The organism is Streptomyces sp. NPDC046805, from assembly GCF_040645355.1.
In the GTDB taxonomy this organism is placed as follows: Bacteria; Actinomycetota; Actinomycetes; order Streptomycetales; family Streptomycetaceae; genus Streptomyces.
The window spans coordinates 64,904-91,306 of record NZ_JBEYYC010000026.1 but is presented as its reverse complement, the minus strand read 5'-3'; the positions used below and the strand labels follow the sequence as shown (position 1 = coordinate 91,306).

Genomic DNA, 26,403 nt, shown 5'->3' with positions numbered 1-26,403 from the left:
TCTTTCGCTGTGCGCGCACCCCTGGATTTCACGAAGGGGTTTCCGGCGTATTTCGACATGCGACTCGCGCGCCACGTGGGGCGCGCTTTCCCGTACTGTCGCGACTGGCTGGTGAGCAGGCCGGCCGCGCAGGCCTGCGACCCTCCACGCCAGTGGCGGGCGGTCACGCTGTACGCAGCCCGGGCGTGTACTGCGGCAGCCCAGATACGCCAGCTGCAGCCGGCGTGCGGTGTCGGCTCGCTTCATCCAGTCCAGGGCGTGGCACCCAGCCCCGCTCCTGCCTGCGGGGCTGGCGACTGGTCTGGGTACAGCGACGGGTCCGACCGGCCCCAACTCCTGCTGAGACCGCTTGACATGTCTGACCTGGCAGCCGCTGCCGGCCGTAGTGCGGGGAACGGCGTACACCGTCCCGGCGACGGTGGGCCTTCCGTGGATACGCCTGCCCAGGGCGGTCCGACATACAGCCTGCCGGACCGGCTGCGGAGGGACTGAAAATCCACCCTGTCTCAGCGCCCCTCTGCTCCGGACAGTTCGCACTCACCCCTGCACCTGGCTCGGCCGGGGGCTGGCGGTCGCTCAGGAGTCCTCTTGGGTGTCAGGCACCACATGGACAGCCGCCTCCTCGGCGGAGGCGGCACCGTTGTCGGTGCCCACGTCTCGCGCCCAGTAGTCGTCGCCGTCGTGTCCTCCGGCGAGAACATCCGTGTCCCAGCCGAGGAGGCGTCCCGCGCGCTCGTCGCCGACCTGGTCGTCGATGAGCTCTCCGTCCGTGCCGATCGTGTCGCCCAGCCCGTCACCCTCGTCCGATGCAATGACCTCCGGCGCCTCGCGCCTGAGCCGATGGGCGAGGTCCTCGTGGGAGGCGCCCTCCCTCGCAGTGATGCCCCAGTCGTAGACGGCGAGGGGTGTATTGGCGGGTGAGTAACCCCGGTCCAGGACATCCTCTCCCAGCTCGTCCTCGTCGTACTCCTCCTCCGAGCTCAGGGGGTTGGAGGCGGCCAGGTCTTCGTAGGGCGGGAAATTGTCTGGTGCAGTCATTACGGCCTCCATGCCGTCGGAGCCCCGCGACATCTGGGTGCTGGCGCCTCGGTGACGGCGCGGCGGGAGAAGGCCATTCAAGCGGCCCGGTGTCGACGAGGCGTCTATCCGGCATAGTCGCCCGGCCGGCCATCGGCCCCGGCCGAGGGTCTCTCGTTTGGATCATGTGAGAAGGGCGAGTCACCGAAAGCGGAACGAACCAGTTCGCCCCGAGCTCCGTCGTATTCACGAATTGATCGGGAGACGCGCCCGGGGTCCGAACTCCCCATGGGTTACGCGGCCCCCGGTGTGACGGAGCGCGCACGCTCCAGAAGGAGCCCACTGATGCGAATCAGAATTTCACGCCGACGCGACGCCGACATGTCGACGCGGTCGCGGCGGCGGCCGTTGTACTCGGGCATGGTCATGGTCGTGGCCGCGCTGACGACCGCCTGTTCAGCGCAGGGCGGTGGCGGGGCGGCCGAAGGGTCATGCGCGATCGCTGCCATGTACGAGGGTCGCACCTACACGCAGGTGGCCAACGTCGACTTCACCGTAGGCAAAGCACTCGGCCCCGCCGAGTTCCCACCCTGCGATGACACACCGGGCCACAACGACGATGCCGCAGGGCCCCAACCGACCACGGCCTATGCCGTCAACGGCTTGAATCCACGTATCGCCATCGCGATGCGGTACACCCCGGACGAGGTCATGCTCCTCGCCGTCCAACCCGGTGGCAGCCTGCCTCCGGAGGTCAAGGCCCTGACACGAGGCGATTGGATCACCGGGCGGACCAGAGAAAGATGCCCGCGTGTGGAGTCCGGCCAGGTAGATCGTCGCGGTCTTCTCATATCGGATCGCGATCCCTCGCCACTGTTTCAAGCGGTTGATGCAGCGTTCGGCCGTGTTCCGCTGTTGTATGTCTCGCGGTCGAACGCCGGTTGCCCGCGGCCGCGGCTTCCGCGACGAAGCCGGTGATTTCGTTGATCAGCTGGAACTGGGATCACTGCGCGGATCCCTCGCTTGCGGAGTTGGTCGCGGATCGCGCGTGAGGAGTACGCCTTGTCAGTCTGCCCCGACCGCCGGCCTGGCCCGCCTGCTCGCGCTCGCCGCAGCGTGTCACGGCAGGCGCGGCGGCGGGCGGGTGCCCCCCGCTTCAGGGCCCGGTCACCTCAGGAACTCCAGCAGGTCCTGTTCCAGGACCGACCTGGGCCAGGCCCCGATGACCGTCTTGACGACCTTGGCGTCCCGGTAGACGTTGAGCGTGGGGATGGACCTGACGTCGTACTCGGCAGCCGTGCGGGGGCTCTCGTCGACGTTCAGCTGGACGATCGTGATCTTGTCACTGTGCTCGGCGGCGAGCGCCTCAAGGACCGGTGCTACAAGGCGGCAGGGCGCGCACCACTCGGCCCAGAAATCGACGAGCACAGGCTTGCCGCTCTTGAGCACCTCATCCGCGAAGGTCTCGTCGGTCACACTTCTCAGATTGCCTGCCATAGGGGCTCCTTCACACGCGTGCGGCATTGATCGATGCCTTTTGGCTGCCCCGCCCGGGGCAGGTGACAGGTCGCGTTCCCGGGCGGGGCGTGAACGGGGTGCGTCTACTAGTTGCGGCCTGCCATGACCCCGCCGTCGACGTTGAGGATGGCGCCCGTGGTCCAGCTCGAGGCCGACGAGAGGAGGAAGACGATCGCGGAGGCCAGGTCTTGCGGGGTGCCGACCCGGCCGAGCGGGTGCAGGCCGCTCAACTGCTCCATCGCGCCGTCCAACTGGTCTGCGGGAAAGACCTTCTCGAACAGGGGCGTCCTGGTGACGGCCGGAGCCACAGCGTTCACACGGATGCCCTCGCCGGCGAGCTCCATGGCCAGGTTGTGCGTGAGGGCGTGCAGGCCCGCCTTGGCCATCGAGTAGGCCGACGACGGTGTCACGGCGAGGGCCTGGTGCGCCCACATGCTGCCCACGTTCACGATGGCGCCGCCCTGCCCCCCGGCGACCATGCCCCGAACGATGGTCTGAGTCAGGAAGTAGGTTGCCCTGTTGAGGTCGTGATAGGCGTCGTAGTGCGCGACCTCGTGGTCGAGGAAGGCCTTGGGCGTGAAGAACCCTGCCGAGTTGACGAGGAGGGTGGCGTCGGGGTGGTCCTCCGCCAGCTGCTTCTGCGCCTCGACGACCTGATCCCAGTCCGCCAGGTCGGCCTCGATCGACCATGCCCTGCCGGAGCGCGACAGGCTTTCCACGGCGTCGTCGAGTTTCTGACCCGCGCGGCCGACGATCACCGCGCTGCCGCCCTCCGCGATCACGTCTTCGGCAGCCTTGAGGCCCATGCCGCTGGCGCCGCCGATCACGACGAGTTTCTTGCCTTCGAAATCCATGGCCACGCGAATCCCTCTCCATTACGCGGTAAACACTTCTTGCCTGTTTCGCATTCGAGCCTGCCATTGCGCTGTCTACGGCAGCTCTACAAGGCCTCTACGGTGGAAATCGCAGTGACCCCGTGGTCCGACAAGCGGAAACCGCATGGATCTGTCCTGCCTGCCGTCTGTGCCCTCTGCGCACAGCGGCGCGCGAAAACGGCCCAAGCGAGAGCCGCGAGATAGTCGCGGTACGGTCTACTGCCATCAAGGCAGTATCGGCGCTGAGCTCGGGACGCTGCCGTCCGCACGCTGCCCGCCGGGGAACCCGTCAATTCTGTCCGTCAGCTCGGTGGTTAATGGGAAGTCAGGTGATCACGGACGTGTCCAGTTCTCCAGACCCGCGGCATCGCGTGAAAGTCGAGGGCTCTCGCATCCAGACGGCCAGGCTCGTCATGCGGCCCTGGTCACCGGACGACGCTGCGGCGGCCCTGGCCGTGTACGGCGATGCCGACGTGGCCCGCTGGCTGGCCCCCGCGATGGCAACGGTGACCGACACGAACGCAATGGAGGGGATCCTCCACCAGTGGATCAGCGAGTGCTCAGCGCTGGAGCCCCCGGCAGGACGCTGGGCCATCGAGCTGGCGGAGACTGGCGAGCTCATCGGCGGTGCCGCGATCCTGCCGCTGCCCCCGGACGGCGTCGACCTGGAGATCGGCTGGCAGCTCGCGCGCCCCTTCTGGGGCCGGGGTCTGGCGACCGAGGCCGGTCACGCCGCAGCGCACTACGCGTTCACGAGAGGGGTGGACGAGGTCTTCGCCGTGGTGCGGCCGAACAACACGCGCGGCATTGCGACGGCCCAGCGCGTGGGCATGGAGTGGGTGGGCGAGACGGACAAGTACTACGGCCTCACCCTGCAGGTTTACCGCCTCCGGGAGGGGGACCTTGACGTCGCGCCTCTCACCGAGCGCGGCTCAGAAGCGAACGACGCGTAGCCGGCTCGGCGGACTCTCCGGCCGCCGTCGTGCCCCAGCCGGTCGGTTCCGGCACGACGGCGGCCGGGTCGCACTCCGCCTCCCGCAGTACGTTCACGCCCCATGGCTGTACACGCGCTACCACGGCGTCCTCTACCGCACCTGCCTTGATGGGCACCCGGCATCACATGGATGCCGGCCCCTGCTCGCCCTACCAACGGGCCGGCTTGCCCTGGTCGACGAACCCCTGCCCCGCCTGCTCCACCGCGTACGCGGCCACAAGCCGGTTCCAGCTGTACCGACCCGGGCCGATCTCCGAGACGAGGTGCGCTCGGGTGAGGCGCGACAAGACCTGGCGGACCCGGCACTCGGGGCGTCCGGCCAGGTCCGCGACCTGCGAGGCCGCGAACATGGGGTCTGGGCAGGCGCTCAGGTCGCGGAAGAGCGCGGCTGTTTCCGTGTCGAGGAGGCGGTACGAGCGGGTGATGGACTCGCGGACGTCGAGCGCCTGGTCCTCGTCGCTCGCGAAGGCATCCAGGGTGCTGCGCTCCGGCGCCTCGTACTCGTCGGCCAGGCTCGCCAGGCGCAGCTGCGGTCGATAGGCCGCGCGGGCGGCGACGTTGGCCAGGGCCAAGGGGAGCTGCCCGGCCAGCCGGATGATGCGGTCGACGGCCTCTGGTTCAGCTGCTGTCCTAGCTGCGCCGAGTCGGCGCGCGAGGAGGCTGCGAGCGTCCGTCCGGCTCAGGGGCATGAGTGTCAGGGGAAGTGCCTGATAGTCAGCGACGAGCGCGTGCAGTTGCATGCGGCTGGTGACGAGGGCCATGGAGCCGCGGCCTCCGGGGAGGAGATGCCTTAGCTGGTCCGTGTTCCATGCGTTGTCGAGGACGACGAGCACTCGGCGGTTGGCCAGCAAGCCGCGGAACATGAGCCCCCGCGCCTGCGCGGTCTCGGGCATCTCCTCGAGGCGGACCCCCAAGGACTGCAGGAAGTCCTCAAGCACGTGCGCGGGGTCCCGCGGCTCCGCCTCCGGTCCGGCTCCCTGCAGGTCTGCAAAGAGCTGGCCGTCCGGGAAGCGGTCAGCCAGACGGTGGGCGACGGTGGTGGCGAAAGCTGTCTTGCCGACGCCGGCCAGTCCGCCGACCGTGCAGATGGCCACAGAGGAAGATGCCTCTGCATCGGCGACCAAGCGCTCGACCTGCTCCTGCTCTCTCTCGCGGCCGACGAGGCTCGGCAGGGCGGCTGGGAGCTGAGCCGGGGCGTGAGGCGGGGGCGTCTGTGGCGCGCTCTTCGAGCGGTCGGCGCTTTGCGGGAGCTGGAATCGCCCGGAGAGGATGCGCTCGTGGACTTGCTGCAGTTCCGGCGACGGGTTGACGCCGAGGCGTTGACGCAGCAGGTGACTGGTCGCGTGGTAGATCGTCAGGGCCTCGGACTGCCGCCCAGCACCGTAGAGCGCAGTCATGAGGAGGCCGCATATGCGCTCTCGAAGCGGGTGCTCGACAAGCAGGGCGGACAGTTCTGCGGCGGCCTCGGTGTAGCGCCCTCTCTCCACTTCGCAGGCGAGCTGCCCCTCCGCGCAGGCGAGACGCAGCTCGCTGAGGACGCTGCGCTGCTGGCCCGCGAACGGCCCCGGGACCCCGGCGAGGGCCACTCCCTTCCACATCTCGAGGCCCTCCGTCAGCAGGCTCGCCGCGGACGCCAGGTCGCCGGTGCTGCGGGCCTCCCTCGCCCTCGCCGTCGTCTCCTTGAACCTGTTCAGGTCCAGAGCGTCCGGTTGGATGTGCAGCAGGTAGCCCCCGTCGACCAGGCTCACGGAGCTGTCACTCTGCTCTCCCAGTGCCTGCCTGAGCCTGTAGACGTACGTGCGCACGGAGCCTACGGCCGACGGTGGGGCGTCGTCGCCCCACACGTCCTCCACCAGTTTCGAGAGGCTTACAGGCTTGCCCGCCCTGAGCAACAGCGCAGCGAGCACGGCACACTGCCTCGGCTGACCGGCTCCAGCCTCGACCCCCTGTCTGTGTAGCCGGACTGGGCCGAGTACTGAGAACTGGACGCCTGCATGCATGGTGCCTACCGCCCTGGAGATCCTTGTGAGGCTTGGCTGCCTGGCTGTCCGTAGGGGACCGCTCTCCCTAAACGTACCGCAGATCGGCCAATTTTCAGGACTAAATAGTCCCCTCTTGTTGGAGGAGACCTACCTTTTACGCAGGGGGGCGCCCCTTTTGGCCGGCGGTTGGGACCACGTGCGGACACAGAGCGTGCGGACGAACGCGCCCTCCTGCCGTCACGTCCTCCGCCGGGCCGCCTCCGTCCACCGGGGAGGGCGGTGAAAAGTCCAGTCCCCTGGACGGAGACCGCGACGCAACCGGCTGTGACCTCGCACCGGGACTTCTCGGCGCCGCCTCGCCCCAGACGGCTTAGCGCCCTCCTGCGCCACCCTCCGGCGGATTGACGTCCTCGGCGAGCACGGCATAGGCCTCGACGTGGCCGATCGCCATGTCTAGGGCGATCCTCATGGGTTTGACGTCCTGGGCCGTCTGCGCAAGGAGGTAGCCGCCTTGAAGGGCGGCCATGAGGCCGGTGGCGAGCTCTCCGGCGTCCGCGTCGGCACGGAGGACTCCAGAGTCCTTCATCCGCTCGAGCCCGGCATTGAGCAGCCCCTCCCAGGTGCCGAAGTGCCGGGCGATCGCCTCGCGCGCCTCTTCGTCCTGATCGGCCAGCTCGCTTGCAAGGGAGCCGAGCGGGCAGCCGTACGCTCCGTTTCGGAGCGCGTTGTGTTCGATCAGTGCGTCCCGCCAGCGCTCCAGCCCGCGGAGGGAGTTGAGCCGCTTCAGTAGCTGGTGCTGACGTTCGAGCAATTCTGCAGCCTGCAACGCGACAACGTCCCGCACCAGTGCATCCTTGTCGGGGTAGTGGCGGTAGAGCTGGGATTTGCTCGTTCCGCTGGCCGCCCTGACGTCGTCGAGGGTCGTGGAAGACACGCCCTTGACGTACATCATGTCGGCGGCGGCCCTCAAAATGCGCTCTCGAGTCACCCGCCCGCGCTCAGTCAGCCGGGAGTCGTTTTTGCCGCGCGCCTGTTCCGCCACATTGTCCAGATTACCGCTGCGCACGTTAGCAGGATCCAGAAAGGACCTCAAGGTCCTTTCTTGATATCCCGCCCTCCGGCGCGCGGCCCATCCGATCCGAAGCCATCGTCCCGGACCTCCCGAAGCGGCGCCGGCCTGCCGGAAGCGCGCACTCGACCGAGTGCGCTCGGGCCCGGATCGGCCACTACCAGGGACAATCCATGTCTCCGGCGCCACCGCCCCCGAGGAACAGAACGGTCCCTCCCCCCTCGCCGGCCAGGCGCTCCTACCGCCTCGGGCAAGGTGATCTGGGCCGAACAGAGCTCGGACCTGATCTCCTCTGTCGAACAGAGAGTGCGCCGGGGCGCTGTCGGAACCGCTGAACATCTACCTGGTGATCACGGAGTCGCGACCCTCCGTGATCACTGGGGATCTTCGGCGACCCGGATGATCGTCCTGCCGGTGACGCGCCGCTCAGGGGCGAAGGCGGCGGCTGCCTCGGTCAGCGGGCGGACCGCGCCGACCCTCACGTCGAGCCGCCCGTCCCGGACCCGCTGCGCCAGGTCCGCGAGACGCGCGCGGTCGGGTTCCACGACGAAGAACAGCGCCCGCCCGTCCTTGGGCCGGACGGTGGGCGGCTGGGCGATCGTGACGAGCGTGCCACCGGCACGCACGAGCGCGGCCGATCGGTCGAGGATGTCACCGCCGATCACGTCGAATACCACGTCGACCTCGCCGGCGTCCTCCAGCTGGCCGGCCTCGAGGTCCAGGAACGTATGCGCGCCCAGAATGAGGATGGCGTCCCGGTCGGCGGACCGACCGGTGCCGATCACGCGGGCTCCCGCCTCCAGCGCGAGCTGCACCGCGATCGAGCCGACGCCACCCGCGGCGCCGTGGATCAGGACGGTCTGGCCGGTCATGATCCGCGCGTGGTCGAACAGGCCCTGCCAGGCGGTCAGTCCGGAGATCGGCAGCGCGGCCGCCACCGTGTGATCGACATCCGCGGGAAGCGGGGCGAGGTTGCGGGCCTCCACGGCGACGTACTCGGCCAGCGAGCCGTTGCGGGCCCAGTCGGTCAGTCCGAAGACCCGCTGGCCGACTGTGAGGCCGGTGGTTCCGTATCCGAGCTCCGCCACGACACCCGAGACCTCGTGCCCGGGCACGCTCGGAGTACGGTCGCGGCCGGCGCGATCGGACCACGTTCCGGGCCAGTCGAGCTCTCCACGGGTGAATCCTGCGGCATGCACCCGCACGATGACGTCGTTCTCGGCGGCATGGGGATACGGCAGGTCGGTCAGGGTCAGCCCGCTGACGCCGGCGTCGCGGTCTGGGGCGGTGATGGCTTGCATGACTTTTCCTCTATCTGGCTTTCCGAAGTTTGTCGCGGAGCGCGCCGGCCGCAACTGAGTCCGGCGGGAAGTAGACATTTCCCTCGATGCTGACTACCGCCTCGCTCGCGGCCTGGGCCACGACGGTCTCCCCCACCACTGCCTTCGTCGGTCTTTCCTCTCATCGATCCCTTCGCCTGGGCCGCATCCGCCCTCGTGTCCGGCCGCGTTAGCCCAGAGGCACCAATCCCTTGCGCGATGGCTCTCCAAGTCGCGATCACCGGTTGAGGCGGTGGGCTTCAGTACGGCATCCAGTTGGTGCAGTCGGAGCCAACTCGCGCACTCGGCCGGAGGTTGGCGTCGGGTGGACTCCGCTTCTTACCGGGACTCTTGCAGAAGGCCCCGGCGTTCACGCCGGGGATGATTGCATCTCAAGACTGTTCTGACTTGCACTTCAGAGCGGGTGTTGTTGCTGTTCGATGTACTGACGGACGATCGCCAATGGCGCTCCGCCGCACGATGCGGGGAAATACGAGGGCGACCACAGGTGCCCGTGCATGACGGCGCGGTTGATCCGGCCGGTGAACTCCTGCCGTATCCGGCGGGCGGAGACCCCCTTGAGGCTGTTGACCAGCTTGGAGACGGCAACCTTGGGCGGGTAGTTGACCAGAAGGTGGACGTGATCGCGTTCGCCGTTGAACTCCTTCAGCTCCGCCTCGAAGTCCTCGCAGACCTTGCGCATGATCTCTTCGCAGCGTGTCAGCATCTCGTCGTCGAAGACTCCACGTCGGTACTGTGTCACGAAGACCAAATGCGCATGCATCACCGAAACGACGTGTCTGCCCCGCCTGCAGTTGTTCTGATCATTTATGAGACTGATCGTGGATAGGGTGGTGGTTATGCAGCTCCGCTACAACTTTCGGCCCTACCCGGATGCCTCCCAGCGCGGTGCGCTGGCGCGGGCGTTCGGGTGCGCGCGGGTGGTGTGGAACGACTGCCTGCGTGACCGGAAGGAAGCGCACGCGGCGGGGCTGCCGTATGTGAAGTCGGCGGAGTTGTCGCGGCTTCGCATCACCCAGGCCAAGCGCACCGAGGAACGCGCCTGGCTCGCGGACGTGTCGGCGGTCGTCCTGCAGCAGTCCCTGCGAGACCTGGACACCGCCTACAAGAACTTCTTCGACAGCCTGGCGGGCAAGCGGCAGGGCAGGAAGGTCGGCGCTCCCCGGTACAAGTCGAAGAAGGACACCCGGCAGTCGATCCGCCTCAACACCAACGCCTTCTCCGTCCAGGGCAACGGCACGGTGTACGTGGCCAAGGTCGGCAACCTCAAGGTCAAGTGGTCCCGCCGGCTTCCGGCCGCGCCCACCTCCCTGACCGTCACCAAGGACAGTTCGGGCCGGTACTTTCTCAGCTTCGTCGTCGACACCGCACCGGACATCCTCCCCGAAGTGGAGACGGAAGCCGGGATCGATCTCGGCCTGTCCGCGTTCGCCGTCCTGTCCGACGGCCGGAAGATCGACAGCCCCCGCTTCCTACGTCGGGCCGAGAAGAAACTCAAGCGCCTTCAGCGGGAGCTGTCCGGCAAGCAGAAGGGGTCGAAGAACCGGGCCAAGGTCCGCATCAAGGTCGCACGCCAGCACGCCAGGGTGGCGGACCGGCGCCGGGACTTCCACCACAAGGCTTCCACGCAGATCATCCGCGACAACCAAGCGGTGTATGTGGAAGACCTCGCGGTGTCCGGTCTCGGCCGCACCCGGCTCGCCAAGTCCGTGCACGACGCGGGATGGTCCGCATTCGTCGACATGCTGGAGTACAAGGCCATCAAGCACGGCCGCACCTTCGCCAAAGTGGACCGGGCTTTCCCGTCCTCCCAGGTCTGCTCGGCCTGCGGATTCCGCGACGGACCCAAGCCCCTGCACGTCCGCGAGTGGACGTGCGGGACGTGCGGCGCCATGCACGACCGCGACCACAACGCAGCACGTAACGTCCTCTTCGAAGGACGCCGCATCGTCGCCGCCGGACGGGTGGAGACGCTAAACGCCCGTGGAGCGCCGGTAAGACGGGCACACGTGCCCGCACAGCGCGTTGAAGCAGGAAGCCCCCGGAAGAGTCAGCCGACTCGGGCCGGAATCCCTGGACTTTAAGCCAGGGAGCACGTCAACCATGTCGTGACGCTACGGGCGGCGCCCCAGCCGCAGGCCAGGGTGATTCGGCACGAGGCTGGCCAACGCCGATGAGCTCACGTCTCCCTGATGCACTCCGCCACCAGGAGCTCGAGGCATCACGTCGTGAGGCCGCGATGAGGCTCCTCCGAGAGGACTCCTGATTGCGGCCCGGTAGTCTCAGCCACCAGCCGCCGCTCGCGCCGACTCGGCAGCAGCACGATCGGAGTAGCCCGGGTATCGGGCGTCGACCAGATCGGCATAAGCGGTCGTGCGCGAGAGGTAGTCGACCACAAAGGGGCAGATCGCGGTGATCGTGCCCCCGCGGGCGCGGATCTCGTCGAACACTCGCCGCACCAGCGCAGCCCCAGCGCCCTGGTGCTGATGACTCGTCTCGACCTCAGTGTGCCGAAGGGCGTACCGGTTGGGCTTGAGGTGGGTGTAGTAGAGCCAGCCGACCAGGTCGTCGTCACGGCAGAGCTCAAAGCGGCCTTGGTCGATGTTGTCGATCAGTTGCTCGGTTACCGGCACTTGCTCTTCGCTGCTCATCGCCTTACCCCTCCAACGTGTCGTCACGCCGACCAGACGGCCCCGCTTCGGACCTTCAAGTCCAGTATGACGTTTCGCTGCTCGCAAAGTCATGTATAAATTGGACTCGATGGTCCGTTCACGCGCCCCTGGCGAGGACTGCTCGGGACCACCGACCGAAGACCAACGAGGCGAGAAGAGAACATGGAGCCATCACCGGCCGCCGTTGAGGTGCGCAAGGACGAAACCGCCCGCCTCTACGAGGCACTGATCGATGACCAGGTCGTCGGTACCCTGGCATACGAGACCATCGGCGGACGTGCCACGCTCACCCACTCTTATGTGGACCCAGACCAGCGGCATCGGGGCATCGCGTCTGCCCTGGCGCGCTACGCCCTGGAAGACCTGACTCAAAGTCCGGCCAAGGTTGGCATCTACTGCGGTTTTGTCGCCGACTACGTCCAAGACCACCCCGAGTGGAACGACGCCGTCGACATCAGCCGCTCGGCCTTCATCACCACTCGCACCGCGCGGGACACGACCAGCGGGGGCTGACGCTACAGACGACCTGCACGTTGCCATCGAGCCTGAGCCCATCGTCACTTCGACGCGTCGACGGAACTGCCCTCCACGCTGCTTCCTAGGTGTATCGAAAGCACGGACAGGCCGGGCGGGGTGATGCCCCGGTCCGGCCCGTCCGTTCTCTGCTAAAGATCGAGCTGATGCTGGTGTGTCGTGTGCGTGGGTGTGTAGCCGAGACCGTCGTTGATCTGTCTCATGTGCGTGTTGCTGTCGGCGGTGTCGGTCAGGAGGCCACCGAGATCCGGATAGTCCCTACGGGCCTGTCGGATCGACTCGGCCTTCATCCATCGGCCAAGGCCGTGTCCACGGTGCTCGGGCAGCACACCGGTGCCGTAGTGCTGGCCGTCACCTGCGCCGTTGCCGGGGATGACGAGTTCGGTGAACCCGGCGAGCGAGCCATTGGAGGCGTCGATGGCGACGACGGTGTGCAGGTGGTCGCCTCGCTGTTCGACGGCCTTCGCCGCGGCCCGCACGCGGTCCACGTCCCAGGTCACGGTGCCGTAGTCGGTGTCGTCCATGGGCATGTCGTCCATGGCGCGGCGTGAGGCGGCGAACGTCTGGGCGAGGTCGTCGGGGACGGTTCCCTGCCATGACATCAGCCGGTAGCCGGGATGCGGACGCTCGATGATCTCGGCGAGGACGGCGGTATCCACGTCAGCCAGTGGCAAGCGGGTGAACCTCAAGGTGAGGACCTTCCGGAAACCGCGCGCTGCCAGGAAGTGGTCGCCGGGCGATCCGGCTTCTGCCTGCGCGACAACGCAGCGTCGGGCGTTGTCCCGGGTGGTGGCCACGGCGGTGTTGAGGAGCCGGGAGCCGACGCCCTTGCGGCGCTCCGTGGGATGAACACGGAGGTCGAGCTCGGCCAAGTGCTCTTGTCCGCCATCGAACAGTCGCAGAAAGGCCGTCCCGGCAGGGATGGAATCCGCGTCCGACGCCAACCAGGCACGACGCTGGCCGTGCGGCCCGTGAGCGGGGTCGGTCAGTGGGGTGATGCGAAGGGACAAGGTGTCTCCGTCGTGAGGAGGTGGCAAAGGGCAGTACGCGAACTCAACTCCTGGGCACTCCTGCGCATGTGCTCCACACCTCCTCGTCGACAGCGCCGGCCTGCACCAATGCAGGCGGCTGGGTGAACCTAGCTGGCCGATTGGCTCCTGGGCAACGGGTTGACGAAAAGGCGGTGCGCGTGTGTGGTCACAGCCACTCGTTGATGGCCGCGACGAGGACGGTCGCCTCATAGCGGACCGCGAGCTTGTCGTATCTCGCGGCCACGGCGCGATGCCTTTTGAGGCGACTGATGCCACATTCGACCGCGTGCCGAGCCTTGTAGTCCTCGGCGTCGAATTTGGGCGGCCGGCCGCCGCGAGCGCCGAGTCTCTCGCGGTTGCGGGCCTGGTCGGCCTTGTCCGGGATGGTGCAGCGAATGCCACGTCGGCGCAGGTAGGCGCGGTTTCTGCGGGAGGCGTACGCCTCTTGTCGGCCCGCGCGCGATCGGGGCGGACACGTGGCCGGCCCGGCCCGATGCGGGGCACACCAACCTTCTCCAGTAGCGGTTCGAATTGCGGCGAGTCTCCACGCTGCCCGACCCGTCACCACGATCGACATGGGCTTCTGCCCCTGCTCGACGGCCAGGCGCAGCTTGGTGGTGAACCCACCGCGCGAACGCCCCAGCCCGTGATCACCAGGCTCGGTGAAGACACCACCCGGTGACTCCTTCTGCAGGTCACCCCGCTTCCGGGCCCCGGCCGCATGCTGATGGGCACGGCATACCGTCGAGTCGACGCTCAGGTCCCACGTAATCGCACACGGCGGCGAGCGCCTCCAAGGAGAGCCCGGTGGTGTTCGGCCCCAGGACCGTGACGTCGGCGATGACCACCACCATGGCGGCGACGATCACGCCGAACACGGCCGACGGGCCACGGTCACGGAGCAGCGGAACAAGTACAGTGAGATGCTGAAGGCGCCCAGGAACGAGAAGACGGAGTAAACCCCAAGGGTGAACAGGAAGGCGGAACTCCGTCCGTAACGGTCGCCCAGTCGGGACACCAGGATCGCCCCGAGGAAAGCTCCGATGTAGGCGGAGGACAGCAGGACAGTGAGCGAGTCCTTGGTGACGTGGAACCGCTGAACGAGCACGACTGCCAGCACGCCGGCCAGGAAAACTTCGAAGAGGTCGAAGAAGAAGCCGAGTCCGACGGCTACTGTCGCGCGGCGGTGCACGGAAGTGATCGGAAGTCGGTCGAGCCGACCACTGACCGTTGCTTCTGGAGGGCCGAGCGGATGCTGAGTTGACTGTGTAGACACGGACAACTCCAATCCGGGGCGAGGCAGGGCGGACGCGCAACTGAGGGATCGTCGGCACGGTCAGGGCACCCCGGCCGGCAGTTGCTGATCAACCCAGATGAGTTTGCCGCCCGGGATGCGGCGGGTTCCCCACCGGCGGGACAGTTGAGTGACGAGGAAGAGGCCGCGGCCGTGTTCGTCGGTGGTGCGGGGGTGTTGCACAAGCGGGTGGCATTGGCTGGCGTCGGAGACTTCACAGGTCAGCATGTCGTGCCGGATGAGGCGTAGGCCGATCATGCGGTCGCTGTTGCCGTCGCTGTGGATGATGGCGTTGGTGAACAGTTCACTGACGATCAACTCTGTGGACTCGACCAGGTGCTCCAGTCCCCACTGGGTCAGCTGCCGGGCAGCGAGAGTCCGGGCACGGCTGACGACGGCGGGGTCACTGGGGAACTGCCAAGAGGCAACCTGGTCTGCGCTCAGCGAGCGGGTCCGTGCGAGAAGCAGAGTGACATCGTCGCTCGGCGGCTCGGCCCGCAGTGTGTCCACTGTGGAAGAGCAGAGATCGTCCAGTGTGAGGTCGGGCCGTGCGAGGGCCGCGCGCAAACGGTTCATGCCGGCGCTGATGTCCTGGTCGCGGGCCTCGATCAGACCGTCGGTGTAGAGGGCGAGCACGCTTCCTTCGGCGAGTTCCGAAGTCACGGACTCGAAGGGGACCAGTCCGAGGCCGAGCGGTGCTCCGGGAGGCAGCTCGGGGAAGGTGACGTGGCCGTACGGGTCGATGACCGCGGGCGGGCGGTGGCCGGCCCGCGCCATGGTGCAGTACCGGGTGACCGGGTCGTAGACGGCGTACAGGCACGTGGCGGCCATCGAGGTGGTGGCCGGGTGCCGGGGGTCTTCCGCCTCGGTGAGGCGGACGACCTGCTCGTCGAGGCGGGACAGTACTTCGTCGGGAGGCATGTCCATGTCCGCGAGGGTGTGCATGGCGGTGCGGAGTTGGCCTATCGTCGCCGCCGCGTTGATGCCGTGTCCGACCACGTCGCCGACGACCAGGGCGACGCGGGCGCTGGGGAGTTGGATCACGTCGAACCAGTCACCGCCGATGCGGTGGTGGCCGTCGGCCGGCAGGTAGCGCCAGGCCACATCCGCGGCGGAGCCGCCCGTGGGGCGGTGGGGGTGCAGCAGGCGCTGCAGGGCGAGAGCCGCGGAGTGTTCGCGCGCGTGTTGGCGGGCGTTGTCCAGGGCCAGCGCTGCCCAGCTGACGAGTTCCTCGGCCAGGACCAGGTCGTCCTCCTCGAACGGCCTGGGGTCCTTCGTCCGCGCGAAGACCGCCACGCCCAGCGCTGCGCCCCGGGCGTGGATCGGGAGGACCATCAACGAGTGCATGGCGTGCTCGCGGATCTTCTCCGCCCACGCCGCGCCGTGGTGGTCCAGCCACGTGCCCGCGGATGTGTCCAGCATCGGCTCGAAGTGGGATTTCCCGGAGCGCAGGACACCGGTGAAGGGCGAAGTGGGCGGGAGGAAGACCGGCTCTCCGCGAGCGAACAGGGACTCCGGCGTTCCCGGGTGGATCGAAGCCAGGCCCGCACGGCGGAAGACGGGGATGTGTCCGTCTTGCGGGCCGGGACAAGCCAAGGGCTCCTCGCCGAGTGGGACGGACTCCGCCAGGTCGACAGTGGCGTAGTCCGCGAGGAACGGCACGGCGAGAGCGGCCAGTTCCTGCGCGGTCTGCATGACGTCCAAAGTGGTGCCGATGCGCCTGCTGGCCTCGCCGAGGATCGCCAGACGCTCTCGCACCCGTCGGCAGTCGGTGACGTCCACGCTCACCGTGCACACGCCCAGCGCGCGACCCTGCGCGTCGTCGAGGCGGACGAAGGACGCTGTCAATGTGCGGTTGCTTCGCGCATGCGCCGGCAGGAAGGCATGGCAGTCCACGTCCATCGCCGGGTCCCCGCTCTCCAGCACCTGGTGCATCACTGCTTCCAGCGTTTCGGCCCCCGTCCCGGGCGCCGCCTCCGTCGGCCTGCGGTCCAGCAGTTGAGCGAGAGGGATGCCGTCCCAGGAGCCCTGGGTGTCGTTCACGCGGACGCAGCGCAGGTGCGTGTCCCATATGACGACACCGATCGGCAGGCGGCTCGGCATCGGCCGCGTAGCGAGGAGCGGCTCCGCCACTGTGGCCTGGGCCGGCCACGCGGGAAGCAATGCCTTGTCGGTCGCGCAGACCACCCACCAGTCCCGGCCGTCCTGCCCGGACAGCGATGACACGCACAGGTGCACGTCGATGCTGCGGCCGTCGCGGTGGCGTACCTGCGCGAGGTGGGACCAACGGCCCCGGAGGGTGCTCTCTTGTGCGGCTTGTGAAGCCTTTGCCCGGTCGTCAGCGGCCACCAACAGGACATCAGCGGACCGCCCCACCACCTCCGCGGCCGAGTAGCCCACGAGCCGCTGAGCGGCCTGCGACCATCCGACCACGGTCCCCTGCGCGTCGAGGAGAGCTATCGCTGGGCACACTGTCTCGACGGCCGTCTGAGCTTCGGAGACTGCTGTCTCTGCGGAACTGCCCATTGCTCTTCCCTTCTATGTCCCCCGGCGACGCGGTCCCCCAACCGCTCGGTTGTCTGGTGGATGGATAGGTCCAGGGCAGGAGTGATCGAGCTACCAGGCACGGCAGGCCACAGCCGTTTCACACCGCCCCGACGGTGGCTGCGCCGGTGGTCTCGGCCCGTCAGACCTGCTTCGGCGGGACGTCTGTCGGGCCGGGGTGCGGCCAACGGACCGTCCGCTGACGCCGACGGCAGCAACACGGCCGTTCAGTGACTCCCCGCTTGCTCTCACCCGCACCTCACGTGTCAGTTGGCGACGGCTCAGAAGGTGGTGCGGCCAGGCCCCGAGGGCCGCTCCCAGGATCGGCGCGACCAGATAGATCCACAGATCAGTGGTCTGCCGGCGAATGCCGCACGACCGAACCGGCAGGCGGGTTGATCGAGCCTCCGCTGCGTGACCCCCAGAAAAGCGATCACCAGCGCGACGGCCGGCCCGATGACGTACGGCACCAGGCGCACACAGCGGGCATGAGCCATGCAAAACCCGGCCGTCGGCATGAATGACCGTCATGCCGTCGGCCCCGGCGACAAAGACGGACGCGGGCTGCAGGAGGGAGCGGGCACGATCGCCGCGTAGCCGATCGACGGGAAGGAGACCGCAGGCCCCAGCCCCACACCAGGCGCCCAAGACCCGTCCCCGCCTTTTGGGCCCCCACGTAGGGAACGATGCTGCACCCGGGGAAGGCGCCTGTGAGCCACGGGTAGACCATCCCGGTGCCGTGTCCAGGCGGATCATGGCCCGAAGCCACCGGGGCGAGCTTCGCCCCAGTCCGGACGGTGCGTGTGTTCGGGGAGGCGGCTGGGGGCTTCCGCGTGCTTCGTTCGTGCTCATGCGTGCAACGCTAGGCACCCAGTGGCATCGGAGTACGGTCCATTCCTATGACAGATTCCCAGACCAATTCTGCGGACAAGGCAAGAGCGCGATCTACGGAGCTCGGAGACTGACCCGCTCCCGAGCGTGACGCCTGCGACGTGGCGCTCCGGCTTCGCGGTGCACACGGTCTGACAGACGGTGCCCAGGGGCCTGCCTGGCCGTTCGACGCGAAGTGGCCCGGCCTTTTGCTCAGAAAATGGTCCACACGTGCGGGGCGGACGCGCGCATGGGTCCGGTCATGACTGCAACAGCGCCCACCCCCTGTGAACATCGGTGTCTTCTACCGGGCTGATGAAGGTCGTCACCGACGGAGTGCGGGCGCCCTCGGAACCCGTTCTAGGGCAGCACCTTGCACAGCGCGTCCAGTGCACCTGCCCACGCGCTGTCCGAGGGCGCCGCGTAGTTGACCACCAAGGCGTCCCGTTCAGGCCACTGCCATCCGCAGTCCGCCACTTCGTAGCGGAACTGCGTCAACCCCCTGATCGCCAGACCTCGCCGGGCCGCGGCCTGGACCACCGAGCTTTCGGTTCCACGCGGGAGTTCGAGGACCGTCTGCAGCCCTGCAGCCATCCCGGTCACACGAATCCCGGGAGCCCCCTGACGCAGGGCCTCGACCAGCTGATCGCGGCGACGCCGGTAGCGCAGCCGCATCGAGCGCACATGACGGTCGTACGCACCCGAGGCGATGAATTCCGCCAGCGTCAGCTGCTCCAGGGCGCTCGTCTCGTAGTCGCCGTGCCCTTTGGCCGTCACGATCTCCGGGATGAGTTCCTCCGGCAGCACCATCCATCCGAGCCGTACCCCCGGCGCCAGGGACTTGCTCACGGAACCGAAATACACCACCCGCTCCGGATCGAGGCCCTGCAGGGCCCCCACCGGCTGACGGTCGTATCGAAACTCCCCGTCATAGTCGTCCTCCAGGATCAGGCCGCCAGTGACACATGCCCACTCGACGGCAGCCGTGCGCCGGTCCGGGTGAAGCGCGACCCCCGTCGGGTACTGGTGGGCCGGGGTCATCAGCACCGCCCCCACTTCGCGCAGTCGCGCGAAGTCGTCGATGCGTGCGCCATGGTCGTCGACGTAGAGGGGCGGGGTGTGCAGACCGGCGTTCGCCAGCAGGTCGCGATACAGGTCGAGTCCGTAGGCCTCGACGGCCACCCCTCGCACCCGCCGCGCCCTGAGCGCCTGCGCCATCAACGTCAGGCCGTGGTGGAAACCGGAACAGATGACGATCCGCTCCGGCTCGGCGTACACCCCGCGGGCCCGCGCCAGGTAGTCCGCGAGTGCGGTGCGCAGCTCCGTTCGGCCGTGGGCGTCGCCGTAGCCGAAGGCGTCGTACGGCGCGGCGGTCAGAGCCCGGCGGGCCGCGGTGAGCCACTGCGTGCGCGGAAAGTTCGCAAGGTCCGGTGCACCCGTCCACAGGCCGTACCTGGGACGGTGCTCGTCCGGCCTCGCGCGAGGAGCGGCGGGCGCGGCCCTGTGCGGCTCGAGACGGGTGGCCACCCGGGTCCCGGAGCCCTGCTGAGCGATGAGCCAGCCCTCGGCGACCAGCTCCGCGTAGGACTCGACCACGGTGTTACGCGAGACGCCGAGATCCGCGGCGAGTGAGCGGGAGGCCGGCAGCCGACTGCCGGGCGCCAGACGCCCCGTGCGCACGGCCTCCCTCAAGGCGTCCGTGAGCCCTGCGCGCAGCCCGGGTCCGCGCAGCTCCAGATGAAGGTCGGCGCCGAACGCGGAAGGCGGACCGGCCGCGGAATTGGCCCGGGAATCTGCCATGTAGATCGACCATACTCCCATACCACCTAAAACGTAGCGTTTCGGGCATAACGACAGGCGCCAGGGCGACCGAACCGCTGCTGCGGAGCCGGGAAATATGAATAAATCCGCACACCGCCGACGGACGGCGCTGGAAGACTGCTCGCCATGAAATCAAGTCGCTTCAGGATGTCGTGACTTCCGGCAGACCCTCTTCGCGGCAAGGATCGTTCTGGGATTCGGCGATCAGGAGTGTGATGTCATCGTGGCCGTCGCGAGGAGTGAGCGTCACAAGGAGGTGGTCGCAGGTCGTTTCGATCGGCAGTCGCGGACCGGTCAGTTCGTCCAGGATGGCTTCGAGTCCGGTGCCGAGGCCGTGGTCGCGGCCCTCTATGAGGCCGTCGGTATAGAGGATGAGCCTGGCGGCGGCCGCCAGGGGCACTTGGGTGGTGGTGAAGGGGACGGTGGCAGCGGCGCCCAGGGGTGCGCCGGGCGGCAGGTCGAGCAGGGTGGGCGGGCCACTCTCGGGGTGGAGCACCGGTGGGAGGTGGCCGGCCAGGGCGATGCGGCACGGTGCGCCCGTACGGCAGATCGCGATGGCGCAGGTGGCGATGGTGTCGTCCAGTTCGCCGATGAGTTCGTCGAGCTGGCGCAGGATGTCGGCGGGATCGAGGCCCAGGCGGACCAGGGCGCGGGCGGTGGTGCGCAGCTGTCCCATGGTGGCGGCAGCGTTGATGCCATGGCCCATGACGTCTCCGACGACCAGGACGGTGGTGGCCTGGTCCCGCAGCGGGATGACGTCGTACCAATCGCCGCCCACGTGGCCGGTGACCGCCGCGGGCTGATAGCGGCAGGCGATCTTGATGCCGGGCGGGTTGGGGGGCGGCTGGGGCAGCAGGTGACGCTGGAGGGCCGTCGCGGCATGGAGCTGGGCCTGGTACCAGCGGGCGTTGTCGATGCAGACGGCTGCGCGGGATGCCAACTCCTCGGCGAGCAGTAGGTCGTCGGCGTCGAACGGCCGGGGGTTGCGGGCGCGGATGAGGTCGAGTGCGCCCAGTACTTCACCGCGCGCGGTCAAGGGGAGGGCGAGGTAGGAGTGGGCGCCGGATCGGGCGAGGACGGCGGCGGCCGCGTCGTCGCGGGCGATGCGGTGCAGGTGGTCGGCGCGTAGGTGCGGGATGTGTACGGGTTGGCCACTGGTCACGCAGCGGGTGACGAGCCGGTCCGCTTCGTAGCGGCTGACTTCTCCGATCGGGTCGGCCGCTTCAAGGGCGTCGGTGGGGTAGGCGGCTTTGACGGCGAGGGCGCGGAATCGGGCCGGCCCGTTTTCGGTGGGGGCGTGGGTGCGGGTGGGCAGGACGCTGTCGAGTAGGTCGACGGCGGCGAGGTCGGCGAGGTCGGGTACCACTGTGTCGGCCAGTTCACGGGCGGTCTGCTCCAGATCGAGGGTGGTGCCGATCCGCGCGGTGGCATGGGCGACGACGGCGAGGCGTCTGCGGGCCCGGGCGACTTCCTGGTCGGCGTGGTGCTGCTCGGTGACGTCCACGACCGACACCGCGACCCCGATCACTCGCCCTCCGGGGTCCTCGAGCCGGTAGAACGATGCGAGCCATGCGTGGTCGCGGTCGGGGTCGGCCGGGGTGCGCCCGGTGCCGAACTGGTCAAGGAGCGGCGTGCCGGTCGCCAGTACGCTCCGCATCGCGGTTTGCACCAGGTCGGTGTCAACGTGCGGTAGCACTTCGGTCACCGTGTGTCCCAGATGCCGGCGGGCTGGGACGCCGTTGATGCGCTCGAGGGCCGGATTGACCAGAACGTAACGCAGGTCGGTACCGAAGACCGCCAGGCCGATCGGGGACTGCGCGACCAGCCGGGAGGACAGAGCCAGGTCGCGCTCCACCTCGCGCACGACCACCTCGTCCGCGGCGATACCGAGCGCGTACCACGCTCCGTCCCGGCCCCGCAGCCGCATGTTGCGGAACTCCACCAGCCGTGTGGAGCCGTCCTTGTGCCGGGCCGGAAACACTCCGGCCCAGCTCTTGCCGCTGTCCATGACCTCGGTGAACAGCTCCAGGGCAAGCTCGAAGTGTTCCTCGGCGATCAGTAGCCGCGCCGCATACCGACCGAGCGCCTCCTCGGCACTCCATCCGAACAGGTCCCGCGCCTGGGGGCTCCACAGTCTGATCCGGCCGTCACTGTCGAGCACCACCGCCGCGACACCCAGCAGGTTCAGCAGCCCGCCCGGCAGCGACGGGGCAGTCGCGGAACCGGGTGCCGGCGCCGACCTGCGCATACCGGCGGCATCCATCTCAGGACCACTTCCTTCATCCGCCCGCAGTCCGCGGTCCCCGTGTAGGCAGCAGTCCCGGACCACGAAAAGGGGCGCCTTCCATCCTCCCTGGCCCGATCGGATCCGGCAGATCGAGTACCAATACCCGGATGGGCCAAATATCACGATGCCACCGGGCCCCTCGTCCCAGGCAACCCCGCCGACCCCCTGTCGTGATCGGCTGGCTGTCGATCAAGCCGTCCGACCCGGGTGGGGATGGGTGCGAACATGGCCAAGGAGCACCACCTGGTGCCGCAGTACTGGCTGCGGGCTTTCGCCGAGGACGGGCACGTCCTCGGGCGGCGACGCGACGGCGCGGAGCACCGGCACTCCCGTGCGGCGGGCGGCGGTGGCCCGGCACTTCAACACCGATCCACTCGCCGAGGGTGAGCGGTGCGTGGCGTTGGAGGCCTGTCTGGACCGCCACGTCGACGGCCCTTCCGCACCGGTTCTGCGCGCCTTGCGTGAGGGGCGGGCGCCACTGGAGGAGGTACAGGAGGCGGTCGTGCTGGACGCCCTGGCCTGGCACGTGGTGCGCACCCAGGCGTTCAGGTCCTTCGATGCGCAGGTCGGCCGACACGTGTTTCCGGCGATGTGGGCGGCGGACGCGGTCGGCTATGTGGAGGAGCAGCTGGGCCGCCAGTTGTCTGAGGCGGAGCGGATGGATGTGTTCTGGACGGTCGTACGGAGGGGCGCCCGATATGGCCATCGGCGTTCCGGCGATTGACGAGCCTTCGCCCTCCGGGCCTGCTCATTCCAGGCGCGTGCGGGACAGGAAGCCGTCAGGCTGGGTCGATGGCCCACCCTCCGCTGCGTTGAGGGCCCCGGTCGTGTACTCATACCGATCACGAGTTCCGGGATCACGTCGGAAGACCCTTCGTTGAACCACGCCTGCACTCCCGCAGGAGGGGAAACGGTTCATGGCCAGCGTCCCATCAACGGCCTACACTACGGCCGTCGCAGCTAGCCCACCGCTGCCCGTGCGGGGCCGCGGACGCCGTCGTGCGTTGTAGGTATTTCCGAACAGTCGCTTGAGATAGGGGACTTAGCGCGTGACCGCATTGAACGACGAGCCTGAAGCGAGTGCCGCTCCGGGCGTGCCGCATATGGACGCCGGCCAGATCAAGCACCTTGAGTTCATCCAGGCGGTCATAACGCGCTTCGGCACCAACTCGTTCCTCATCAAGGGCTGGACGCTCACCCTGGCCGCCGGCTTCCTCGCGCTGTCGGCCAACCAGAAGAGCGGGCAGGTGGCGGGAGCCGGGATAGTGCCGCTGATCGGCTTCTGGTTCCTCGACGGGTACTTTCTGCGACAGGAGCGGCTCTTCCGACGGCTCTACGACGCCGTACGCCGACCGGGCAGCACGGTCGAGGCCATGTCCATGAACGTGGGCCCGTATCTTGCGGAAACCCCGATGCGCGCCGCGGTCCTGTCGCAGACTCTTATCTTCTTCTACGGAGCACTAGGGGCGGCGGACCTCATGCTCCTTGCCCTCTGGCTCTGATCCGACGGGCCAGTCCGTCGAGTGCTGCCTCGTCCTGGGGCAGCTCCCGCGGCGGCCAGATGTCGCCCACGGCGTCCCCGGCCTCGCGCGGGACCAGATGCACATGCGCATGGAACACAGTCTGCGAAGCGGCTCGTCCCACCGAGTGGATGACGTTCATACCAGCGGGTTCAAGGACCGCGCGCAGTGTCCTGCCGACCTCCAGCACTGCACGCATCAGGTACTGCACTTCGGTGGCGTCCATCTCCCAAAGGTCAGCAGCATGGGCCCTCGGTATGACGAGTGTGTGCCCCCAGGTGGCCGGCGTCAGTGGGAAGAAGGCGACCGTCTGGTCGTCCTCGTGGACGACGCGCGCACGACTGAAGTCTGCGACGATGTCGCAGAAGGCGCAGGTCTCCATCAGGTTTTCTCTCGCTCCTCGTCACGTGTTGCGCGGCATCTTCTGATAAGACCGTGCCATGGGTGGGGTCTTCATCAACTATCCCAGTGGTCAGCACCAAGGCGCCGTCCGGGAGCTGTACGAGCCCTTGGCCCAGAGCTTCGAGCCTGGGCCAAGGCGACGGCCCATCCCGAGGCGTATGACCGTCTACTCGCCCAGCTGCGCGGTTTCGAGTCTCACATCCGTTCCTGGCACCGACAGTTGGCGACTTCGGCCCCAATCACGCGCAAATCGTGGGCTGTTGCGAGGACTCCGACCGACCCACCGATGATCAGAGCCTGAAACGCGGTCCTCGGGTACATCGGAAACCCTCCTGCCGCGATGGCCCCCATTGGGTTCTTCCATTTTCAGTCGGACGAGTGGCCGTCGCCCGGCGCGGAGACAGCACTGGCGACGTCGGGTGACAGAGCGACGGCCGGCCGGTCCTGGCGGTCGGAGCCGGCTGCGGTGCTTGCTGCTCAGTCGCGGTCACTCTCGTCCCTGCGCGCGTCCTTGCTTGGGCGCACCACGGCGTAGCCGTATTGCTCGGGCCAGCGCGGCTTGTCGCCGAGTTCTGCAGCGGCGCGGTAGGCCCAGTAAGGCTCGCGCAGCAACTGGCGTCCGAGCATGACCGCGTCCGCCCAACCAGAGACGAGGATCTCCTCGGCCTGCTCAGGATCCAGGATCAGTCCGACGGCAGCAGTGGGCATGCCGGTCTGATCGCGGACCTGAGCGGCGAAGGGCACCTGGTAGCTAAGGCCCGCAGGGATCGTCGCGTCGCGTACGACGCCGCCGGTGGACACGTCCAGCAGGTCCACGCCACGGTCCTGCAGTTCCTTGGCCAGGCGGACGGTGTCCTCCCCCGTCCAGCCCTCACGCGCATCCTCGGGGTTCTCGCTCAGCCAGTCGGTGGCCGAGATGCGGAAGAACACCGGCAGGTCGTCCGGCCACACCTCGCGGACCGCGTCCACCACCTGCAGTGCGAAGCGCGTGCGGTTCTCGAAACTGCCGCCGTACTCGTCGGTGCGGTGGTTGGAGGCGGGAGAGAGGAATTCGTGGATCAGATAGCCGTGCGCACCGTGGATCTCGACCACCTGGAAACCGGCGGCGAGAGCGCGCCGGGCGGCCTGCTGGAAGTCGTTCACCACCTCCTGGATCTCGTCCACGGTCATCTCACGCGGGGCGGCCAGCCCCTGGAACGGCTCGGGGCTGGGGGCGATGGGCTGCCAGCCGCCTTCGGTGGGCTCGATGCAACGGTCACTGAGCCACGGCTTGTCGACCGAGGCTTTGCGCCCCGCGTGCGCGATTTGGATGCCCGGGACGGCTCCGTACGACTTGATCGCCTGAGTGATGCGGGCGAACGCCTCCTGCTGGCGGTCGTTGTACAGGCCCAGGTCCCACGGGGTGATCCGCCCGTCGGGGCGCACTGCGGTGGCCTCGGCCATCACCAAGCCTGCACCGCCGGCCGCCCGGCCGGCCAAGTGGGTGAGGTGGAAGTCCGTCGGTACGCCGGTCTCAGGGCCTTCGTCGGCCGCCGAGTACATACACATCGGGGACATCCACACACGGTTGGGGATGGTCAGCGACCGCAGTCTGAGGGGAGTGAACAGCAGGCTCATAGGGGGTCCTTATCCTCGTGGGGAGAGGCGAGAGACGGGGCTGGCCGGGAAGGGCCACCAGCATGTCCGGTCCGTTCACGAACCGGAGACATGCACGCCGGTGGCCGTGCAGATCCAGTCCACCCACATGTACGCAATGCGGCCCTTCTCCAAGCCCAGTACCTAGAAGCATCGCGCGGCGGCAAGGTCGTCGACCGGCGTGGCCAGGTGGAACCGCGGTATCAGGGTGTCGAGAACGGCCACGGCGCTGTCTCCCTGCGAGCGGAGGCCCGGGTCCACCGAGCACTTGTCCCAATGTTGGCATTAGAACAACGACTGGGCCTTTTCAGCGTTGCCTCTCCAGAGTGAGGACGGCCTTGGTGATGACGGTCATGCGGTTGGGCCAGTGCGGGAACTGTGGAAGATCTGCCACGACTTCAGCTGTGCCATGCCACGCTCGACGGGAGCTCGGGCCTGGGTGAGGGCACGGTTGACGGTGCGCTGGGTGGGGGTGAGCTCGCCGCCGTGCGGGCGTCTGAGGCCGGTGGTGACGTGGGGACCGGCACCCGCACATGACCTTCAAAAGGGTCGGGCACGGCCCGCAGCAGCTGCAGCAGGATGTCTTTCGCAGCACGCATACCCAGCATGGCGGCCAGGCGGCCATCGGGACGGTCGTCGAGCGTGCACACGATGGACAACAGCACCGACCGCAGAAGCGGGGGCTTCTGCGCGCGTGGCCTGGTCAGCACCTCGATCTGCTCGGCGAACGTAGCAGCAGCGCAGCTGAGGGTCAGACACCGGAACCGGCGGACGTACAGCTCGACGACCACGCCCCTGCCCCCGATTGCCGCATCCGCCACGTCCCGGCCCACCGGCTCGGCTGGTCCGCCTGGCGACGCAGCCACCAGGCGCGATCACGAGCAAGCCATTACACGAAGACAAGTGTGACTGAGCACTTCCGCTGACCACTCTGAGCACCGAAGGCCGCCCCGAGCCAAAAGCTGAGGGGTGCATCGGTCGCTGGGAGTAGGTCCTGC

At 68.1% G+C, this 26,403-nt stretch carries 21 protein-coding genes and 4 pseudogenes; 7 read left to right on the top strand and 18 right to left on the bottom strand.

The window, feature by feature from the left end; translation table 11 throughout:
- Positions 1-576: 576 nt before the first annotated feature.
- Entirely contained in the window at positions 577-1,038 is a 462-nt protein-coding gene (locus ABZ910_RS25930; protein WP_361369296.1) for a DUF5709 domain-containing protein, read from the bottom strand.
- A gap of 267 nt (positions 1,039-1,305) precedes the next feature.
- Between ABZ910_RS25930 and ABZ910_RS25925 the strand changes: the two are divergent.
- Positions 1,306-1,776 (top strand): annotated as a pseudogene (locus tag ABZ910_RS25925) (DUF6281 family protein); the annotation flags it as partial.
- Between the two features lie 54 nt (positions 1,777-1,830).
- Here ABZ910_RS25925 and ABZ910_RS25920 read toward each other — a convergent pair.
- From ABZ910_RS25920 to ABZ910_RS25910, 3 genes and pseudogenes are all read right to left on the bottom strand, one after another.
- Positions 1,831-2,084 (bottom strand): annotated as a pseudogene (locus ABZ910_RS25920) (transposase); the annotation flags it as partial.
- 100 nt (positions 2,085-2,184) lie between these two features.
- Complete coding sequence (trxA, locus tag ABZ910_RS25915; protein ID WP_361369294.1) at positions 2,185-2,514, bottom strand: thioredoxin; 330 nt, start codon at positions 2,512-2,514, stop codon at positions 2,185-2,187.
- A 107-nt stretch (positions 2,515-2,621) separates the two neighbouring features.
- Complete coding sequence (locus ABZ910_RS25910; protein ID WP_361369292.1) at positions 2,622-3,389, bottom strand: SDR family oxidoreductase; 768 nt, start codon at positions 3,387-3,389, stop codon at positions 2,622-2,624.
- A gap of 362 nt (positions 3,390-3,751) precedes the next feature.
- Here ABZ910_RS25910 and ABZ910_RS25905 point away from each other — a divergent pair, with 362 nt between their 5' ends.
- The gene (locus tag ABZ910_RS25905; protein WP_361369291.1) at positions 3,752-4,363 is read left to right on the top strand and encodes a GNAT family N-acetyltransferase; all 612 of its coding nucleotides are present in this window, start codon (positions 3,752-3,754) and stop codon (positions 4,361-4,363) included.
- A gap of 190 nt (positions 4,364-4,553) precedes the next feature.
- Here the strand turns inward: ABZ910_RS25905 and ABZ910_RS25900 are convergent, their stop codons facing one another.
- From ABZ910_RS25900 to tnpA, 4 genes are all read right to left on the bottom strand, one after another.
- Positions 4,554-6,311 (bottom strand): AfsR/SARP family transcriptional regulator, encoded by a 1,758-nt coding sequence (locus ABZ910_RS25900; protein WP_361369289.1) that lies wholly within the window; start codon positions 6,309-6,311, stop codon positions 4,554-4,556.
- 445 nt (positions 6,312-6,756) lie between these two features.
- A complete protein-coding gene (locus ABZ910_RS25895) occupies positions 6,757-7,452 on the bottom strand; it encodes a TetR/AcrR family transcriptional regulator (RefSeq protein ID WP_361369287.1) in 696 nt (231 codons plus the stop codon).
- A gap of 377 nt (positions 7,453-7,829) precedes the next feature.
- Positions 7,830-8,756: an NADP-dependent oxidoreductase gene (locus ABZ910_RS25890; protein WP_361369285.1), complete on the bottom strand. Its 927-nt coding sequence runs from the start codon at positions 8,754-8,756 to the stop codon at positions 7,830-7,832.
- Between the two features lie 433 nt (positions 8,757-9,189).
- Positions 9,190-9,606 (bottom strand): IS200/IS605 family transposase, encoded by a 417-nt coding sequence (gene tnpA / locus ABZ910_RS25885; protein ID WP_361369365.1) that lies wholly within the window; start codon positions 9,604-9,606, stop codon positions 9,190-9,192.
- A 28-nt stretch (positions 9,607-9,634) separates the two neighbouring features.
- Here tnpA and ABZ910_RS25880 point away from each other — a divergent pair, with 28 nt between their 5' ends.
- Entirely contained in the window at positions 9,635-10,879 is a 1,245-nt protein-coding gene (locus ABZ910_RS25880; RefSeq protein ID WP_361369284.1) for an RNA-guided endonuclease TnpB family protein, read from the top strand.
- 198 nt (positions 10,880-11,077) lie between these two features.
- On the opposite strand, the gene ABZ910_RS25875 is transcribed toward ABZ910_RS25880, so the two are convergent.
- On the bottom strand, positions 11,078-11,446 hold the full coding sequence (locus ABZ910_RS25875; protein WP_361369282.1) for a GNAT family N-acetyltransferase: 369 nt from the start codon (positions 11,444-11,446) through the stop codon (positions 11,078-11,080).
- A 183-nt stretch (positions 11,447-11,629) separates the two neighbouring features.
- Between ABZ910_RS25875 and ABZ910_RS25870 the strand changes: the two genes are divergently transcribed.
- On the top strand, positions 11,630-11,980 hold the full coding sequence (locus ABZ910_RS25870; RefSeq protein WP_361369280.1) for a GNAT family N-acetyltransferase: 351 nt from the start codon (positions 11,630-11,632) through the stop codon (positions 11,978-11,980).
- Between the two features lie 152 nt (positions 11,981-12,132).
- On the opposite strand, the gene ABZ910_RS25865 is transcribed toward ABZ910_RS25870, so the two are convergent.
- The 6 genes from ABZ910_RS25865 to ABZ910_RS25840 all read right to left on the bottom strand — a co-directional run bounded on the left by ABZ910_RS25865 (position 12,133) and on the right by ABZ910_RS25840 (position 21,824).
- The gene (locus ABZ910_RS25865; protein ID WP_361369278.1) at positions 12,133-13,011 is read right to left on the bottom strand and encodes a GNAT family N-acetyltransferase; all 879 of its coding nucleotides are present in this window, start codon (positions 13,009-13,011) and stop codon (positions 12,133-12,135) included.
- Positions 13,012-13,198: 187 nt separating this feature from the next.
- A complete protein-coding gene (locus ABZ910_RS25860) occupies positions 13,199-13,609 on the bottom strand; it encodes a transposase (RefSeq protein ID WP_361369276.1) in 411 nt (136 codons plus the stop codon).
- A gap of 288 nt (positions 13,610-13,897) precedes the next feature.
- Positions 13,898-14,224, bottom strand: coding sequence for an MFS transporter (locus ABZ910_RS25855; protein WP_361369274.1), 327 nt, complete (start codon positions 14,222-14,224; stop codon positions 13,898-13,900).
- Between the two features lie 144 nt (positions 14,225-14,368).
- Positions 14,369-16,852 carry a SpoIIE family protein phosphatase gene (locus ABZ910_RS25850; protein ID WP_361369273.1) on the bottom strand — a complete coding sequence of 828 codons (2,484 nt, stop codon included), beginning with the start codon at positions 16,850-16,852 and terminating at the stop codon, positions 14,369-14,371.
- A 1,248-nt stretch (positions 16,853-18,100) separates the two neighbouring features.
- Complete coding sequence (locus ABZ910_RS25845) at positions 18,101-19,540, bottom strand: PLP-dependent aminotransferase family protein (protein WP_361369271.1); 1,440 nt, start codon at positions 19,538-19,540, stop codon at positions 18,101-18,103.
- A 163-nt stretch (positions 19,541-19,703) separates the two neighbouring features.
- Complete coding sequence (locus ABZ910_RS25840) at positions 19,704-21,824, bottom strand: SpoIIE family protein phosphatase (protein ID WP_361369269.1); 2,121 nt, start codon at positions 21,822-21,824, stop codon at positions 19,704-19,706.
- A gap of 355 nt (positions 21,825-22,179) precedes the next feature.
- Between ABZ910_RS25840 and ABZ910_RS25835 the strand changes: the two genes are divergently transcribed.
- On the top strand, positions 22,180-22,572 hold the full coding sequence (locus ABZ910_RS25835; RefSeq protein WP_361369267.1) for a hypothetical protein: 393 nt from the start codon (positions 22,180-22,182) through the stop codon (positions 22,570-22,572).
- Positions 22,573-22,897: 325 nt separating this feature from the next.
- Entirely contained in the window at positions 22,898-23,350 is a 453-nt protein-coding gene (locus ABZ910_RS25830) for a hypothetical protein (RefSeq protein WP_361369265.1), read from the top strand.
- Here ABZ910_RS25830 and ABZ910_RS25825 read toward each other — a convergent pair.
- Positions 23,325-23,750: an HIT family protein gene (locus ABZ910_RS25825; RefSeq protein WP_361369263.1), complete on the bottom strand. Its 426-nt coding sequence runs from the start codon at positions 23,748-23,750 to the stop codon at positions 23,325-23,327. The genes ABZ910_RS25830 and ABZ910_RS25825 overlap by 26 nt on opposite strands.
- A 135-nt stretch (positions 23,751-23,885) precedes the next feature.
- Between ABZ910_RS25825 and ABZ910_RS25820 the strand changes: the two are divergent.
- Positions 23,886-23,996, top strand: a pseudogene (locus tag ABZ910_RS25820) (transcriptional regulator); the annotation flags it as partial.
- A 251-nt stretch (positions 23,997-24,247) separates the two neighbouring features.
- Here ABZ910_RS25820 and ABZ910_RS25815 read toward each other — a convergent pair.
- Positions 24,248-25,387 carry an NADH:flavin oxidoreductase/NADH oxidase gene (locus ABZ910_RS25815; protein WP_361369262.1) on the bottom strand — a complete coding sequence of 380 codons (1,140 nt, stop codon included), beginning with the start codon at positions 25,385-25,387 and terminating at the stop codon, positions 24,248-24,250.
- Between the two features lie 325 nt (positions 25,388-25,712).
- Positions 25,713-25,933 (bottom strand): annotated as a pseudogene (locus ABZ910_RS25810) (transposase family protein); the annotation flags it as partial.
- Positions 25,934-26,403 lie beyond the last annotated feature (470 nt).

Bases quoted from the DNA above. Each gene is read 5' to 3' on its own strand.
- ABZ910_RS25825 (WP_361369263.1), bottom strand. From the start codon at position 23,750: ATGGAGACCTGCGCCTTCTGCGACATCGTCGCAGACTTCAGTCGTGCG.
- ABZ910_RS25875 (WP_361369282.1), bottom strand. From the start codon at position 11,446: ATGAGCAGCGAAGAGCAAGTGCCGGTAACCGAGCAACTGATCGACAAC.
- ABZ910_RS25845 (WP_361369271.1), bottom strand. From the start codon at position 19,540: ATGGCAGATTCCCGGGCCAATTCCGCGGCCGGTCCGCCTTCCGCGTTC.
- ABZ910_RS25860 (WP_361369276.1), bottom strand. From the start codon at position 13,609: ATGTCGATCGTGGTGACGGGTCGGGCAGCGTGGAGACTCGCCGCAATT.
- ABZ910_RS25930 (WP_361369296.1), bottom strand. From the start codon at position 1,038: ATGACTGCACCAGACAATTTCCCGCCCTACGAAGACCTGGCCGCCTCC.
- ABZ910_RS25840 (WP_361369269.1), bottom strand. From the start codon at position 21,824: ATGGATGCCGCCGGTATGCGCAGGTCGGCGCCGGCACCCGGTTCCGCG.
- ABZ910_RS25815 (WP_361369262.1), bottom strand. From the start codon at position 25,387: ATGAGCCTGCTGTTCACTCCCCTCAGACTGCGGTCGCTGACCATCCCC.
- trxA (WP_361369294.1), bottom strand. From the start codon at position 2,514: ATGGCAGGCAATCTGAGAAGTGTGACCGACGAGACCTTCGCGGATGAG.
- ABZ910_RS25910 (WP_361369292.1), bottom strand. From the start codon at position 3,389: ATGGATTTCGAAGGCAAGAAACTCGTCGTGATCGGCGGCGCCAGCGGC.
- ABZ910_RS25880 (WP_361369284.1), top strand. From the start codon at position 9,635: ATGCAGCTCCGCTACAACTTTCGGCCCTACCCGGATGCCTCCCAGCGC.
- ABZ910_RS25870 (WP_361369280.1), top strand. From the start codon at position 11,630: ATGGAGCCATCACCGGCCGCCGTTGAGGTGCGCAAGGACGAAACCGCC.
- ABZ910_RS25890 (WP_361369285.1), bottom strand. From the start codon at position 8,756: ATGCAAGCCATCACCGCCCCAGACCGCGACGCCGGCGTCAGCGGGCTG.
- ABZ910_RS25850 (WP_361369273.1), bottom strand. From the start codon at position 16,852: ATGGGCAGTTCCGCAGAGACAGCAGTCTCCGAAGCTCAGACGGCCGTC.